We start from the raw sequence: 15016 nt of genomic DNA on the forward strand, positions 1-15016 counted from the left end.
GCGAACATCCTTGTGACGATCACACTCGCACCGATGGAACGCGACGGCAGTCCGGGAACGTCCGAATTGGTCAGTCGGAGGGCGTGTCGCCCTCCCGATCCACCGCCGCGGGAGCGGCAGATCCGGCCACGCTCAGTGATTCCAGCAGCTCACGCGCCGGGCCCAGGTCCGGCTCGGCCGCCAACGCGGCACGCAGCAGGACCACCGTGGCGGCCGGGTCACCCGCGCGCAGGGCGTCCAGTGCCCGGTTGTAGTCGATCCGACCGGCGTAACGCAGCCGGAACAGCGCGGACAGGTCCTCCCGGCAGGACGGACAGCACAGGCTCTGCCGGTCCGCCGCGACCCTGCACAGCGGGCAGGACACGTCGAGGTCGGCCACGACACTGCTCATCGCGGCCCCGCCTCCTCCGGGCGCACCGGGCCGAGCGACTCGGCGGCCGGCTCGCTGCCCAGCTCCCGCTGCGCCTGCGCGTACAGGGCCAGCAGGTTCGACATGTGCGTGTTGACCTCCTCCATGTTGGGCGCCTCCACCGCGGCGTCCAGCCCCCGCAGTTCCGCCATGATCAGCTGGCCGAGGGCGGGCGAGACCATGTTCTGGGTCACGTAGACGTTGCACATGGTGAGCATCCGCATGGTGTGGCCGAGCGCGTCGCACAGCTCGTCCGCCCGCTGCGCCGCGCGCATCGCGCCCTCCCAGTCCGCCGCCTCGCGGCGCAGCCGCAGCTCGGCGGAGACCGACCGCAGCCGGTCCAGGTCGCTCGGGTCGAGGTGCTTCTCGCAGTAGTGGATGAACAGGCTCAGGTACGCCTCCGAGCCGCGCACCCAACGCTGGGCCTTGAGCTGGCGCTGGGCCCGCTCCAGCGCCTCGTCCACCGAGCGCCCTCGGGTCTGGCCGGCCGCCAGGTCGTCCAGGGTGTCCATCAGCTGCTGGGCCTCGCGCATCTCGGCCTCGGTCAGCTCGCCGCCCCAGCGGTCGGTGAAGGTCTCGATCTGCCGCTGCTGCTCCTCGACCTGGACCTTCAGCTCCGGGTCTAGGGTGACCCGCTCCAGCTTGACGGTCTTCTCCGCGCCGCCCTGGATCCGGACCGACAGGGTGATGGTGCGGTCCCGGTCGAGGCCGAAGGCGACCTCCACCGGGGTGCGGCCGCCGAGGCCCTCGGGCAGCCGCAGGGTGAGGTGGCCGATCAGCTCGTTCTGCTGGGCGATCTCGTGCTCGCCCTCGTAGACCGCCACCTCCAGCCGCTGGCGGCCGCTGCCGGAGACCACGAACTCCCGGCTGACCGGCGAACTCGTCGGGTAGCTGGTGTTCTTGGGGATGATGACGGCGAGGCGGCCGTCGTTCAGCTCGATGCCGAGGTTCTTCGGGGTGATGTCGAACGGGTTGGTGACCTGCATCAACTCGCCGCAGCCCGGGCAGACCTCGCTGCCGGGCGGGTTGACCACACCGCAGGAGGCGCAGCGCAGGCCGACGTCCTCGGCGGCGGTGGAGATCACCTTGGTCAGCCCGGGGGCCGCCGAGTTGAGCGGCTCGCCGCACAGTTCGCAGGCGGTGACGCCGGGGGCGGCCGGGGTGCCGCAGCGCGAGCAGTTGTCGCTGCGCACCACGGTGGTGGCCTGCGTCTGCTTCGGGACGGTCACCCCTCCGGTGCCCGGGCCGTTCATGTCCTGACCGCACTTGGGGCAGTCGGCGGCCTCGGAGTCCACCGGGACGTGGCAGGTCGGGCAGGAGACCCGGGGCGCACCGAGCAGGGAGGTCGCGCAGTTGGCGCAGTTGGAGGCGGAGAGGTCGCCGGGGGCCCGGCACTCCGGGCACTCCACCTCGCCGACCAGTGCGGACTGCACGGCCGCACCGAGCGCCACGCACTGCATCGGGTTGACGCCGCGCCGGATCCGGCGGGGACCGAACACCTCGCCGAGCCGCCGGGCGACCAGCGGGATCGCGGTCGAGCCGCCGACCAGCACCACCTCGTCGACGTCCCCGACGGTCAGGTTGGCCTGCATGATGGCCTTGTGCGTCAGCTCGATCGTGCGCTCGATCTGGGCCTCGATCAGTTCCTCGAAGCGGGCCCGCTCGAACTCCGTCTCCAGCACCAGCTGTCCGGCGCCGAGGCCGGGCAGGATGACCTCGGACGCCTCCTGGTTGGAGAGTTCGATCTTGATGGTCTCGGCGGTCGAGGCGATCTTGGGGCGGTCGCGCAGGTCGGGCTGGTAGTCCGAGCCGTACTCCTCGCGGATGTCCTCCAGCAGCGCGGTGGTGATCGCGCGGTCGAAGTCGTCGCCGCCGAGCAGGTTGTCGCCCTCGATGCCGAGCACCGAGACCGAGCCGGGCACCAACAGCAGGATGGAGATGTCGAAGGTGCCGCCGCCGAGGTCGTAGACGAGCACGGTCTTGCCCTCGTCGCCCGCCTCGGAGGTGATCCCGTACGCCAGCGCGGCGGCCGTCGGCTCGTTGATGATCCGCAGCACGTGCAGGCCGGCCATCCGGCCCGCCTCCTGGGTGGCCGCGACCTGGCGCTCACCGAAGTACGCCGGGACGGTGATGACGGCCCGCGGGAAGGGCTCGCCGAAGCGCTGCTCGGCGTCCTCCTTGAGCCGGTGCAGGATGATCGCGGAGATCTCGATCGGCGTGTACGAGCGGCCGTTGAACCAGACGTTGACGTCCCCGTCGGTGCCCGCGGTGACCTTGTAGTCGACCTCCTTGAGGGCCGCCTGGACCTGCGGGTCCTTGAACTTGCGGCCCATGAAGCGCTTCACCGAGCGGATCACGTTGGCGCCGTCGATGGCGATCCGGCCGCGCGCGGTGGAGCCCACCAGCAGCTCGCCCTTGCGGCCGCTGCCGACCACGGAGGGCGTGGCCTCCTGGTTCTGCCGGTTGAAGATGATCTCCGGCTCGCCCCGGCGCAGGTGGGCGACCACGGAGTTGGTGGTGCCCAGGTCGATGCCGAGTGTGCGGTACATGTCGTTCCCCTCTTGCCCCTCGTGGTCCTGGCTACTTCTTGCGCTTGGCCCGCTTGGCCCCGGCCGTGGCCTTGCGGCGGGCCCGGGGCGGGACCGCCCTGGGCTGGGCGCGGGTGGCCGGCACCGCGGCGGCCCCGGTCGCCACGGCCACGGCGGCCTCGGTCACGGCCCCGGGCTCCTGCGGGTGTTGCGGGTCCTGCGGCTGCTGTGGGTGTTGCGGGTCCTGTGGGTCCTGCGGGTTCGCCGCCCGCCCCGGGTGTTCCGGGTGTTCCGGCTGCTCCGGCTGCGGGCCCTGGAGCGCGTCCTCGACCTCGGCCGAGGTCAGCACCGGTCCGGCTGCCGCGTCCGCCTGCTGCTCGGGCACCGGCTCGGCCACTGGCTCGGGCTCGGGCTCGGGCACCGGCTCCGGCTCCGGCTCGGGTGCGGCGACCACCACCTGGGCCCGCCGCAGCACCTCGTCCCCCCAGAAGAACCCCGTCACCACCGTGCGCACCACCGTCTCCGGCGCCACCCCCGACCGGGCCTCCACCCCGACGATCTCGGCCAGGTCCGGGTCCGCCGTCAGGCCCTCCAACCGCATCGGGCGGACCTTGGCCTTGGCCAGCCGGCCCAGCAACCGCCGCCGGGTCGCCTCGATGCCCTCGCCGCGCCCGAGCGCCACCAGCTCCCGGTCGAGGCCGAGGGCGGCCAGCGCGTCGTCCACCTCGACCAGGATGCCGAGCAGTTCGCGCTGCTCGGCCCGGGCGGCCTGCTGCTGCTCCGTCAGCTTGTTCCCCAGCAGGGATGCCCGGAACAGCAGTTGACCGAACTTCCGCTCCAGGTCGACGTCCTCGACGCCCGGCGGGATCTCCAGCCTCCGGGGGCCGTCGAACGGGTCTGCGGTCGGTGTGTCGGTCACTCGGGTACCTCGATCTGCGGCAGTACGGACAGGTCGGCCGCGTAGCGGGCGGGGACGGGCGGTTCGGGATCGGCGCCGCCCGGGGCGGGCTCGGCGAAGTCGGCGGCCAGCTCGGCGCGGTGCAGCACCAGCAGGGCGGGGACGGGCGGCAGCGGCGGGCGCTCGATCACCAGCAACGGTTCGGCGAGCGCGGGCGCGAGCAGCTCCGCGGCCTGGTCGACGGGCTCCGGCGGGAGGGGCTGCTGCAGGTCCGACTCCAGTCGCCGGTCCGGGTTCCGCAGCAGTGCGGCGGCCTCCTGGATCTGCTGACGGGTGTGGCGGCCCGCCCGCATCGCCGGTCCGACGGCGAGGTTGATCTCGCGTACACCGGCCGTGAGCGGGATGCCCAGGACCTCGTACGGCGACGGTTCAGGCAGTGGCATGGCGGGCTGTCTCTCTCCTCACGACTCACGGCTCACGACTCACGGCTCGGGACTCGGGACGGCTGCGACGACGGACGGGCTGGCGGGCTGGCGGGCTGACGAGCGGGACGGGCCGGCCGGCGGGCGGGGGCAGTTGCGTACGGTCTAGGACGACCGCAACTGCCGTGCGGTTGCCGTCAGTAGAGCGCGTTGATCCGCCGCTGCATGGCACGCAGGTCCGCGTCCTCCGGGCTGTGCTCGACGGCCTTCCGGGCCAGCTCGCGGGCCTCCCGCAGCTGTCGGGCGTTGGCCCGCTGGACGGCGTACGAGCCGTAGACGATGCCGAGTTCGCGGTGCAGTTTGCCGACGTCCTCCGGGGTGCGGGACAGGCCGAGCGCCTCCTCCAGCAGTCGGATCGCCTCGACGTAGCGGCGGGCCTCGTAGTGGCCGATGGCCTCGCCGCGCCAGACGCTGACCATCAGCTGCCGGATGTCGGCCGAGTCGTCGTAGGACTTGGCCTTCTGCAGCATCGCGGCCTGGGCGGTGAACGGCTTGTCCTGCATGTCGTCGAGGACGTGGTTGGCGAGCATCACCCCGACCCGGCGCGGGGCCTCGTGCTCGGCGTCGCCGTCCCACTCCGGGTCCGCGTCCAGGGCCTCCGCCATCCGCCGGACGGCGCGGGCGCGGTCGTCGGCGAAGGCGGCGGAACGGGCGAGGTGGCGCAGGACGAAGGCGAGTCCGAGCCGGTGGTCCGGGTCGGGGTTGAGGGCGATCAGCGCCCGCCAGGCCTCGGCGGCCTCCTCCAGCTCGGCCACGGAGGCGTCGGTGCGGCTGAGCTGGCCGGCCCGGTTGCCGAGGGCGGCCTCCAGGAAGTGCCGGGCGGTCGGGTCGCCGGGGGCGAGCTCCATGCTCTTCTGCAGCAGGTCCAGGGCGCGGGTGTAGTCCTTGTCCTCGTTGTTGATCTTGCGGGCCCACTGGGCGTACGTGGCGCCGAGGTCGCCGCGCACCTCGGGGTCGTCGGGGGCCAGCGCGTACGCCTTCTCCAGCAGTTCGGCCGCGCCGGCTTGGTCGTCGACGGTGCTCTTGAGCAGCGCGCGGGCGGCCCGGACGCCGCACTCGGCGGCGATCGTGGCGGCGTCGGCCGGCAGTGCGGCGCCGGGGACGGCACGGGCGCGGGTGAGGCAGTCCAGGGCCTCGCGCCAGTCCTGGTTGCGGTGGTGCGCACGGGCCTGGCTGACCAGGGACACGCCGAGAAGTTCCTGCCAGTCCTCGCCGCGCTCGCCCTCGGCCACCCCGTCCAGGGCGGCGACGGCAGCGGCCTGACGGCCCTGCAACTGCAGGTAGTGCTGCGGGCCGAGCGCACCGAACAGGCTGAGGGCCCGGGCGATCGGCGGTGCGTCCGGCCCGGCGGCGGCGCGCCGCCGGTCCCCGACGGCCCGCTCGAAGGCCTCGGCCCAGGCTGCGGGTCCGGTCCGGGCGCGGAGCAGCCGGTCGAGCGTGGGGCCGACCGTCAGCCGGCGGGCGGGGCAGCCGGGCAGGGATATCCGGACGTCCTCCTGGGCGAAGGCGTCGGCGCTGTGGGCCTCCATGCCGAGGAGCAGCGTCCAGGCGGTGACCTCGTCGCCGCTGCGGCCGACGGCGCGGTCGAGGACGCGCAGGTCGTCCCGGAGGCGGTCGATGAGCCCGGTGCGGGCGGCGGCCAGCCGCTGCGGTTCGGCGGTGCGGCCGGTGATCCGGGCCGACTCGGCCCACAGGTCGGGTTGGTGCAGGGCCGCGACCAAGCAGCCGAGCGTCCAGGCCCAGACCTCCTCGTCGGCCGTACCGGAGCCGGTCGTACCCGAGCCGGCGGCGCCCGAGTCGACGGCACCGGAGCCGGCCTCACCGGGGGCCGGGGCGGCGGCCGCCGCGAGCCGGTACCCGGCCAGGCCGAGGGCGTGCAGCAGCCGGGGGTGCGCCGGGTCCTTCAGCAGCAGCTCGCGGTAGGCCTCCCAGGCCTCGCGGTGGCGGCCCTCGGCCGCGTACTGGTGCGCCTCGTGCTCGGCGAGCACGACGAGCGTGCCCGCTGCCTGCGGGTGTTCGGGGGCGAGGGTGAGGGCCTGGCGCAGGTCACCGGCGGCGCGGCCGGGCTGCCCGGCGGCGAGGGCGGCACCGGCCCGCCGGACCAGGACGGCGGCGCGGACGGCGGTGGCGTCGGCCGGCAGGTCGGCCAGCGCCTCGTCGTGGCGGCCGAGTTCGGCGCGCAGCAGGGCGAGGTCGAGCCGCACCGGTGCGGCCGCGGCGCTGTCGCCGAGCGCCGCGGCCCAGGCGGCCAGGACGGGTTCGGCCTGCTCGGGTGCGCCGACGCGGCGGGCGCAGTCCAGGACGGCGCGCAGCGCGGGGCCGGCGCAGCGGACGCAGCGGGGTGCGCCGGTGCCCTCGGGCGCGTGCAGGTGGTCGGCGCAGGCCTCGCGGCCGCAGCCGCCGCAGGCGCCGGTGGCGGTCGAGGTCCGGTCGCAGACCGCGCAGTCGCCGGCGCGGCCGGCCGCGGAGGACCGGTCGGCCCGGGTGGCCGCGGTCAGGAAGTGCCGGTACCAGTCCAGCGCGGCGGCCCAGTTGCCGGCCCGTTCGGCGAGCAGGGCGCGCAGTCGGGCGACCGCCGGGTCGCCGGCCGGGTCGGGCGGGCCGAGCAGGGCGATCGTCTGGGCCGGGCGGCCGGCCAGCAGGGCGACGGCGGCGAGGTGGTAGCGGTCGCGCAGGCCGCCGCCTGCGTCCAGCAGGGTGGCGGCCGTCTCCGGCGCGCCCTCGGCGAGGGCGAGGGCGGCGCGCAGCCGGGCCTGCCGGTGGGTGAGGGCGCCGGGCAGGGTGTCGGCGAGGGCGAGCGCGGCGGTGGCGCGTTGCCGTGCCTCGGGACGGTCGCGGCCGGTGGCCAGCAGGTGGGCGGCCTCGCGCAGGGCGGCCTCGCGCAGCGCCGCGCGGTAGCCGGGGGCGGCCGGGTGCTCGGTGGTGGCCTGCTGCCAGAGCTCACGGGCGGCGACCGGGTCGGCGGCCAGGCGGGTGCGGGCGAGCCGGTCGCGGGCCAGGGCCCGGCGCTCGCGCAGTTCGTCGTCGTCGAGGGGCTCCCAGCGGGCGAGGGCGCCGGCCGGGTCGTCGGTGCGGGCGAGGGCGAGGCCGTGGTGGAAGGCGGCGATCCGGGTCCAGCGGGAGCCCGGGTCGGTGTCGGACTCGGCGCGCAGCAGCGGCTCGGCCTCGGTGGTCCGTCCGGCGGCGAGCAGGGCGGCGGCGAGCCGGATCCGGGCGGGACGCCAGCCGGGGGCCTGGTCGAGGCCGGCGCGGTAGTCGGCGGCGGCCTCGGCCGGGTGCTCGGCCCGTTCGTGGACCAGGGCGAGGCCGAACCGGGCCGGGGCGTGGGCGGGTTGGAGGGTCAGGGCGGCGGTGAACTGCTCCCGGGCCTGGTCGTCGGCGCCGAGCAGCAGGGCGAGCCGGCCGAGGGCGTAGCGGGGGCGGGGGTCGGTCGGGGTCTCGACGGCGGCGGACGCGAGGTCGGTCCAGGCGGCCTCGGTGCTGCCGAGCCGCTGCCTGGCCAGGCCGCGGAAGAGCAGGCTGTCGGTGCGCAGCGCCGGGCCGCGGCCCCAGGGGGAGGGTTCGCCGGGGCCGCGCCGCAGGGCCTCGTCGAAGGCGGCGACGGCGGGTTCGTCCCGGTGCAGGGTGTACAGCTGGGCACCCCAGCGGAACCACAGTTCGCCGCTGCCGCCGGGGGCCGCGGCGGCGAGCAGCGCCTCGGCCTCGGCGGCCCGGTCGGTGTCGCGGAACAGGGCGGCGCGGGCGAGCACCGGCCAGTCGCGGCCGGGCAGGGCGGCGAGGACGCGGACGGTGGTGTCCTCGCGCTGTCCGGGGTCGCCCTCGCGGCAGCGGCGTTGCAGCCAGTCGACGGTCCGGGCGGCGGTCTCGGCCTCCTCGCCGGGTTCGGCGCCGGCGGCGGTGGCCCGCAGGAGGGCGAGCAGTGGTCCGAGGTCGCCGTCCGGGGCCTGCATCCGTTCCTCGGCGAGGCGGCACAGGGTCCACCGGGGCAGTCGGCCGGCCGGGTCGGCGAGCAGCGGGAAGGCCTCGCGGTAGAGGGCGAGGGCGGCCGGCCGGTCGCCGGTGGGGAGGGTGGCCTCGGCCTGGCCGATCAGTGCGAGGCCGCGCTGCGGGCCGAGTTCGGCGGGCCCGGTGGCGAGGCTCCCGGCCAGTCGGGCGTAGCGGCGGCGGGCCTGGGCGGTCTTGCCGGCGGCGAGCCGTTCGGCGGCCGCGGTCAGGGCCTTCGCCACCGTGTCGGCGTCCAGGGCCCGCCGGCGGCGGGCCAGTACGACGACGGCCGCACCGGCCAGTGCCACCACGATCAGCAGCACCGCTAGCAGCGCCATGCACCGTCCCCCTGTGTCAGGATGTCGTCCACTCATGATCAAAATGGCGCGGGCGACCATGAATTGACGTCGTGTCGTGATGTTGCTCGGGCGCCATCAGAATAGGCCCTCGACCGGACAGACGAACAGGAAAGAGCACTATCCTGGGCAACGCATCAGCAGGGCGTGAACAAGCGCGTCAACAGCGGTCATAAGCGTCGAGCGGTTCAGAAGCGTCGGGGGTCGTGTGTCCGAGTCGCGTTGGGTGCCCGGGCTCCGGTTCGGGCCGGAGTTCGACCCCGAGCAGTACGAACTCCTGGAATTCCACCACCGGGGCGGCGAAGCCGAGGTGTGGCGGGCGGTCCGGACCGGCCACAACGGCCGCAAGGAACTGGTCGCCGCGAAGATCATGCTGGAGCGCGACCCGTCCGAGGTCCGGCGCTGGCTGGGGCGCTGGGACGACGTCTCGCACAACGCCCATCGACTGGGCGTCACCGACCTGGTGGTGCCCAGCTTCCTGCTCGGCCCCTCCCCGCACCGGCCCGGGGCGGTGCCCTCCGGCGGGCTGCTCGGCTACCAGATCTCGCCGTGGGTCGAGGGCGTGCCGCTGCACACCTGGGCCCGCGCCCAGCGCGGCGGTCCGGCGGCGGTGGCCGAGGTGCTGTCCCGGCTCTGCCGGATCGTCGACGACCTGCACCGCAAGCGCTGGGTGCACCGCGACATCTCCCCCGCCAACGTCCTGGTGGACGGCCAGGGCCAGGTCAAGCTGATCGACCTGACCTTCCTCGCCCCGCTCGACCACACCCTGACCGTCGCGGTGTTCACCCCCGGGCACGTCCCGCCGGAGGCCGAGCAGGTGGGCGGCTTCCCGACCCTCGCCAAGGACCTGTTCGCGGTCGGCACCCTCGCCCGTACCCTGCTGCTGCCCGACCACGGCCGGCTCGACCACCGGCTCGCCGCCGAACAGGCCCGCGCCGAACTGCTCGCGGCCGGCTACGCCGACGAGCTGGCGCGCTGGGCGTGCGAACCACTGGCACGCGACCCGGAACGCCGCCCCGCACCGCTCGGCCCGTGGGTCGCCCGCGGCCGCGAACTTCTGCGCTCCCACCGGCCGGTGGCCCGCACCGCGGGCCTGGCCGTGCTGCCCGACCGGGCCGGGCGCCCACTGGTGGTCACCGGCGGCTCCGAGGGCACCGCACTGACCGGCCCCGGCCACCCCGGACAGCGCCTTCCGGCCGGCCAGGGCCCAGGAGCCGTACGGGAGTTGACGGCCGGCTGGGCCGGGCGCCAGGGCGAGCTGGTGGTCTGCGCCGAGGACCGCGGCAACACCCTCTGGATCGGCACCTCGGCCGGCTGGTGGGAGGCGGCGCGTGGCGTCAACGGGCTCGCGGGGGCAGTCGGTCCGGGCGGGGAGATGACGGCGTGGACGGCCGTCGGCGGCGCGCTGCGCTCCTACCGCTGGGCACCCGGCCTCACCCTCACCGGCCAGGAGCTGCCCGGCTGCCCCGCCGACCGGGTGCTCGCGGCCATCGAGGAACGGCCCGGCTGCTGGCTGGTCCTGGTCGAACACCGCGGCCGGATCCTGAGCTGGCGGCCCGGATCCGCCGAACCGCCCGCCCCGCTCGGCCCCGACGGCGCCCTGCGCGCCGGGGCGCTGGCCCGCGCCTCCGGCGGACCGCAGGCAGCCACCCTGCGGCCGGACGGCTCCGTCCAGCTGCACGCCCTCGGCTCCACCGGGCCCGGCACCCAGATCGGCGACGGCGAACCCTCCCTCGACATCGCCATGGTGGGCCACCGCGGCGGCCCCACCGTCGCCCTGGCCGGCGCCGGCGGCGTCCGGCTGCGACTGCCCGCCGGCGGCGCCTCCCGCCGCCCGCGCTGGTGGCGCCCGACCCTGCGCCCGGCCACCCGGGTCGCGCTGGCGATGGGCGACGACTGGCGGCTCTGCCTGGCCGCGGTGGTCGAGGGCGAGCTTCAGGTCTGGCAGGAGGACGCGGCGTACCGCTGGCAGGCGGTGGAGCTGCCGGAGGGGGCCTGAGCCGCACGGCCCGGGGCCCGGCCCGGCCCGCTCCGGTGGCGAAGGGTCAGGCTTGCGACACTACGTGCACCGGGCCGACCGCGCTCACGTACGCCTCGCCGCCGGTCGGCCAGGACCGTTCCGAGGCCGCGACCAGGATGTCGGGCAACCCGGATGCCTCGGGCCGGAGTTCGACGCGGTGGTCGTGGCCCCGGAAGTCACTGTCGAGGACCTTCGCGGGGAAGGAGCCCGCCACCGGTTCTGCGGTGAGCCGGAGTTGGCCCGGACGGAGCAGGGCGAGGCCGCTGCGGAGCGCCGGGACGGGCCCGGCCAGCGCAAGGGCGCCGAGGGCGGTGTGGGCCTCGACCTCCTTGATCTCGGCGGGGATCAGGTTCGCCTCGCCCAGCACCCGGGCCACGGCGGCGTCCGTCGGGCGGTGGTAGAGCTCGTCGGGGCTGCCGGACTGGGCGATGCGGCCGTCGCGCAGGACGGCGATGGTGTCGGCGAAGGAGAGCGCCTCGTCCTGGTCGTGGGTGACCAGGACCGCCGTGGTCCCGGACTGCCGGAGCGTGGCCGCGACTTCACGGCGCAGCTGTGCGCGCAGGGTGGCGTCCAGCGCGGCGAACGGCTCGTCCAGCAGCAGGAGCCGCGGCCGCGGCGCCAACGCCCGGGCCAGGGCGACGCGTTGCTGCTGGCCGCCGGAGAGCTGGTGCGGGCGGCGCTCAGCCAGTCCGGGCAGGCCGACCAGGTCCAGCAGGTCGCCGACCCGGGCGCGCCGCTGTGAACGAGGCAGGCCGAAGCCGATGTTGGCGGCGACGCTCAGGTGCGGGAAGAGCGCGCCGTCCTGCGGGACGAGGCCGATGCCCCGGTGTTCGGCGGCAAGCCGGCTGCGGCCGTCGTCCAGGACGCGGCCGTGCAGCACGACCTGCCCGCCGGCAGCCGGGTGGAAGCCGGCCAGGACCCTCAGCAGGGTGGACTTTCCGCAGCCGGAGGGGCCGAGGACGCAGGCGAGGGCGCCGTCGGGCACGGTGAGGTCGATGCCGTGCAGGATCGGGCCGTGCCCGTGCGCGGCGTGCAGGTCGAGGACGGACAGACCGGTCATCGGCTCTTCCCAGGACGGCCGAGGGTTCGGCGGGTCAGCAGGAGGACGGAGGGGACGGACAGCGCGACCATCAGGGCCGCGTACGGCGCCGCGGCCCCGTAGGCGAGGCCGCTGGTGTAGACCCAGAACTGGGTGGCCAGGGTCTGGGTGCCGGTCGGGCGCAGCAGCAGGGTGGCGGTCAGCTCGGTGGAGGCGGTGAGGCCGACCATGGCGACGGCCGCGCCGAGGCCGGGCAGGACCAGAGGCAGGGTGACCCGGCCGAGCACGGCGAGCGGCCGGGTGCCGAGGGAGCGGGCGGCCTCCTCGACGCCGGGCGGGACCTGGGCGAGAGCCGCGCGGACCGCGGTGAGCGCGAGCGGGAAGAACAGCACGACGTACCCGGCGATCAGCATCGGCGGCTGCTGGTAGAGGGGCCGGGCCCAGCGCACGGCGAAGTACACCACCGAGAGCGCCACCGCGATGCCGGGCAACGCCCGGGTGAGGTAGGCGACCCGCTCGACCACGCGGGCCGGTCGGGTGCCGCGCCGCCAGCCGTACAGGGCGACCGGGACGGCCGCGGCGGTGGCGACGACGGCCGCACCGAGCGCGTACCCGAGGGTGGCGGCGGTGGCGCCCAGGACGGAGGCGGAGGGCAGGGTGGTCGAGCTGCCCTTGAGCAGCCAGTACGCCAGCGCGTAGAGCGGCACTCCGAGCGAGACGCCGACCAGCGCGGCCAGGGCGAGGAGCGCCGGGACCGTCCAGCCGCCGAGGCGTGCGGGCGGCGCGGTGCGGGCGACCGCGCCGTGCCGGGTGACGCGGGTCCGGCGGCCGGCCCAGGCCTCCAGGCCGACCAGCAGCAGGGCGAGCGCGACCAGGACCAGGGTGAGCAGCGAGGCGGAGGCCGCGTCGAAGCCGAGCTTGTACTGGGTGAACACGGCGGTGGCGAAGGTGGTGTACCGCAGCATCGCGAAGGCGCCGTACTCGCCGAGCAGGTAGAGCGAGACGAGCAGGACGCCGCCGGCCAGCGCGGGCCGGGTGAGCGGGAGGGTGACCCGCCACAGGGTGGTCAGGCGGCCGCGGCCGAGCGAGCGGGAGACCTCCTCGGCGGCGGCGTCGCCGTGCCGCAGGGCGGCCGCGACCGGCAGGAAGACCAGCGGGTAGAGCGAGCAGGTCATCACCAGCACCGCGCCCCAGTAGCCGTGGACGGAGCGGAACAGCGAGACCCAGGAGTAGCCGCGGACGAACTCCGGTACTGCCAGGGGCAGGGCGAGCGCGACGGTCCAGGCGCGACGCCCGGGCAGGGCGGTGCGTTCGACCAGGTAGGCGGCGCCGAAGCCGAGGACGGCGGTGGCGAGGGTGACGGCGGCGGTCAGGCCGAGGGTGTGCCCGAGCAGGGTGGCGATCAGCGGGCGGCCGAGCATCCGCCGGGTCTGGTCCCAACCGGCCTGCGCGGCCTGGGCGATGACGAAGCCGAGCGGCGAGGCGACCACCGCGACGACGGCGATGGCGGCGGGTGCGAGCAGGCCGGTGGCCCGCCACCGCCGCAGCGGGGACGGGCCTTCGGGTCGGAGGGGGAACGTCACTGGAGCAGACCGGCGTCCTGCAGCAGCGCCAGGGCCTGCTTGCCGTCGCCGAGCCGGGCCGGGTCGGCGACGGTGCCGATGCCGTCCAGGGCGGGCAGTTCGGGCTTGCCCTTCACCCCGTCGACGAGCGGGTACTCGTAGCTCGCGGAGTTCGCGATGACGGTCTGGGCGGGGGCGGAGGCGAGGTAGCCGAGGAAGGCCTGGGCGGCGGCCTGGTGCTTGCCGTGCTTGAGGACGGCGGCACCGGAGACGTCGACCAGTGAGCCGGGGTCGCCCTTGGGGAAGTAGTGCAGGGTCGCGTGGGTCTCGGCCGCGCCCTTCTCGTCGCGCATCCGGTAGAAGTAGTAGTGGTCGACCACGCCGCCCTCGACCTCACCGCTGTTGATCGCGTCGGAGAGGGTCTCGTTGCTGTCGTAGACCTTGGCGTTGTCCTTGAGGCCCTTGAGCCACTGCTTGGCGGCGTCCTCGCCCTTGGCCTTGAGGACCTGGGTGACGACCGGGGCGAAGTCGGTCTCGCCGGGGGCGATGCCCAGGCGCCCCTTCCACTCGGGCTTGGCCAGGTCGAGCACGGAGGCGGGCGGCGCGGTGTCGGCGGCCTTGCCGGTGGCGGCGAGGAAGGCGGCGCTGCGGGCGGAGACGCCGACCCAGTCGCCCTTGCCCGAGCTGTCGGCGGCCGGAACGGACTTGAGGGTGTCGGGGGCGACCGCGGCGAGCAGGCCCTTGTCGCCGAGGACGGTGAGCGCGGGCGGGTTCTCGGCGTAGAAGACGTCGGCCGGGGAGGCGTCGCCCTCCTGGAGGATCTGGTTGGCCAGTTCGGCCTCGTCGCCGGAGCGCAGCTCGACCTTGATGCCGGTGCGCTGGGTGAAGTCCTCGGTCAGCGCCTTGACGGTCTGTTCGTGCTGGCCGCTGTAGAGGGTGATGCTCTGGCCGGCCAGGGCGGTGCCGGAGGCTGCGGGCGCGCCGTCGGCGCTGCCGCTCGCGCTTCCCGAGCTGCCGCACGCGGTGAGCGCGAGCGCGCAGACGGCGACGAGGGACAGGCCTGCGAGGGGCCGGACGGTTCCGGGCATGGTGAGGGTCCTCCGGGGAAACGGGATCGGCCGTACGAGCCTGCGGCAGCTGCGGGGCACCGGCCTGACGGCACGAGAACCTAGAACAGGGAAGGCTTGCCTAACAAGTTTCGGAGCGTCACATCTCGGACCAGTCGCGGCCAGGTCGCGCTTCGGCCGCCGATCCCCCAAGTCAACGCAAAACACCCTTCAAGTGCAGGTCATAGCGGTCGCACACGGATGAATCGGGCGCCGTCCGGGGATCCACTGCCGGCGATCTTCACTACCGTGCGTCACGGCGGCCGGAGGTACCGGAACGGCCCGGACGCACCAAGGCCCCCGATCCACCGACGGCCGGAACACACCGAGGCTCCGGGACCCCGATCGGGGTTCCGGAGCCTCGGCCCGGCGGTGGAGAGTGGTCAGGCACCCCTGCGGATCGCCGGAAGCGACGCAGTGGAAGCGGGTCAGTGGGAGCGGGTCAGGGGGAGCGGCGCGGTGGAACCGGGTCAGCGGAAGCGGCGCAGCCGGAGGCTGTTGCCGACGACGAAGACCGAGGAGAAGGCCATGGCGGCGCCGGCGATCATCGGGTTGAGCAGTCCGGCGGCGGCCAGTGGCAGGGCGGCGATGTTGTAGCCGAAGGCCCAGAAGAGGTTGCTTCTGATGGTGGC

9 protein-coding genes are annotated in these 15016 nt (G+C 75.2%); 1 reads left to right on the forward strand and 8 read right to left on the reverse strand.

The annotated features are described in order from the left end of the window. Positions 1–70: 70 nt before the first annotated feature. The 5 genes from ACFV04_RS11615 to ACFV04_RS11635 all read right to left on the reverse strand — a co-directional run bounded on the left by ACFV04_RS11615 (position 71) and on the right by ACFV04_RS11635 (position 8639). Positions 71–391 (reverse strand): hypothetical protein, encoded by a 321-nt coding sequence (locus ACFV04_RS11615; protein WP_380528553.1) that lies wholly within the window; start codon positions 389–391, stop codon positions 71–73. Further along, entirely contained in the window at positions 388–2958 is a 2571-nt protein-coding gene (locus tag ACFV04_RS11620; protein ID WP_380528554.1) for an Hsp70 family protein, read from the reverse strand. The genes ACFV04_RS11615 and ACFV04_RS11620 overlap by 4 nt, the downstream gene beginning before the upstream one ends. Before the next feature lie 31 nt (positions 2959–2989). Next, on the reverse strand, positions 2990–3856 hold the full coding sequence (locus ACFV04_RS11625; RefSeq protein ID WP_380528556.1) for a nucleotide exchange factor GrpE: 867 nt from the start codon (positions 3854–3856) through the stop codon (positions 2990–2992). After that, the gene (locus ACFV04_RS11630; RefSeq protein ID WP_380528558.1) at positions 3853–4278 is read right to left on the reverse strand and encodes a hypothetical protein; all 426 of its coding nucleotides are present in this window, start codon (positions 4276–4278) and stop codon (positions 3853–3855) included. Before ACFV04_RS11630 ends, ACFV04_RS11625 begins: the two co-directional genes overlap by 4 nt. A 176-nt stretch (positions 4279–4454) precedes the next feature. After that, the gene (locus ACFV04_RS11635; RefSeq protein ID WP_380528559.1) at positions 4455–8639 is read right to left on the reverse strand and encodes a hypothetical protein; all 4185 of its coding nucleotides are present in this window, start codon (positions 8637–8639) and stop codon (positions 4455–4457) included. Between the two features lie 226 nt (positions 8640–8865). Here ACFV04_RS11635 and ACFV04_RS11640 point away from each other — a divergent pair, with 226 nt between their 5' ends. After that, complete coding sequence (locus ACFV04_RS11640) at positions 8866–10656, forward strand: hypothetical protein (protein ID WP_380348850.1); 1791 nt, start codon at positions 8866–8868, stop codon at positions 10654–10656. 46 nt (positions 10657–10702) lie between these two features. On the opposite strand, the gene ACFV04_RS11645 is transcribed toward ACFV04_RS11640, so the two are convergent. From ACFV04_RS11645 to ACFV04_RS11655, 3 genes are read right to left on the reverse strand one after another with little or no spacing between them, the layout of a single operon-like run. After that, positions 10703–11737 carry an ABC transporter ATP-binding protein gene (locus ACFV04_RS11645; protein WP_380528561.1) on the reverse strand — a complete coding sequence of 345 codons (1035 nt, stop codon included), beginning with the start codon at positions 11735–11737 and terminating at the stop codon, positions 10703–10705. Next, complete coding sequence (locus ACFV04_RS11650; RefSeq protein WP_380528563.1) at positions 11734–13299, reverse strand: ABC transporter permease; 1566 nt, start codon at positions 13297–13299, stop codon at positions 11734–11736. The genes ACFV04_RS11645 and ACFV04_RS11650 overlap by 4 nt, the downstream gene beginning before the upstream one ends. After that, a complete protein-coding gene (locus tag ACFV04_RS11655; protein WP_380348855.1) occupies positions 13296–14366 on the reverse strand; it encodes an iron ABC transporter substrate-binding protein in 1071 nt (356 codons plus the stop codon). The genes ACFV04_RS11650 and ACFV04_RS11655 overlap by 4 nt, the downstream gene beginning before the upstream one ends. Positions 14367–15016 lie beyond the last annotated feature (650 nt).

Origin of the sequence: Kitasatospora sp. NPDC059599 (assembly GCF_042735125.1) — a bacterium.
Classification (GTDB): Bacteria; Actinomycetota; Actinomycetes; order Streptomycetales; family Streptomycetaceae; genus Kitasatospora.

Bases quoted from the DNA above. Each gene is read 5' to 3' on its own strand.
- ACFV04_RS11615 (WP_380528553.1), bottom strand. From the start codon at position 391: ATGAGCAGTGTCGTGGCCGACCTCGACGTGTCCTGCCCGCTGTGCAGG.
- ACFV04_RS11620 (WP_380528554.1), bottom strand. From the start codon at position 2,958: ATGTACCGCACACTCGGCATCGACCTGGGCACCACCAACTCCGTGGTC.
- ACFV04_RS11630 (WP_380528558.1), bottom strand. From the start codon at position 4,278: ATGCCACTGCCTGAACCGTCGCCGTACGAGGTCCTGGGCATCCCGCTC.
- ACFV04_RS11635 (WP_380528559.1), bottom strand. From the start codon at position 8,639: ATGGCGCTGCTAGCGGTGCTGCTGATCGTGGTGGCACTGGCCGGTGCG.
- ACFV04_RS11645 (WP_380528561.1), bottom strand. From the start codon at position 11,737: ATGACCGGTCTGTCCGTCCTCGACCTGCACGCCGCGCACGGGCACGGC.
- ACFV04_RS11655 (WP_380348855.1), bottom strand. From the start codon at position 14,366: ATGCCCGGAACCGTCCGGCCCCTCGCAGGCCTGTCCCTCGTCGCCGTC.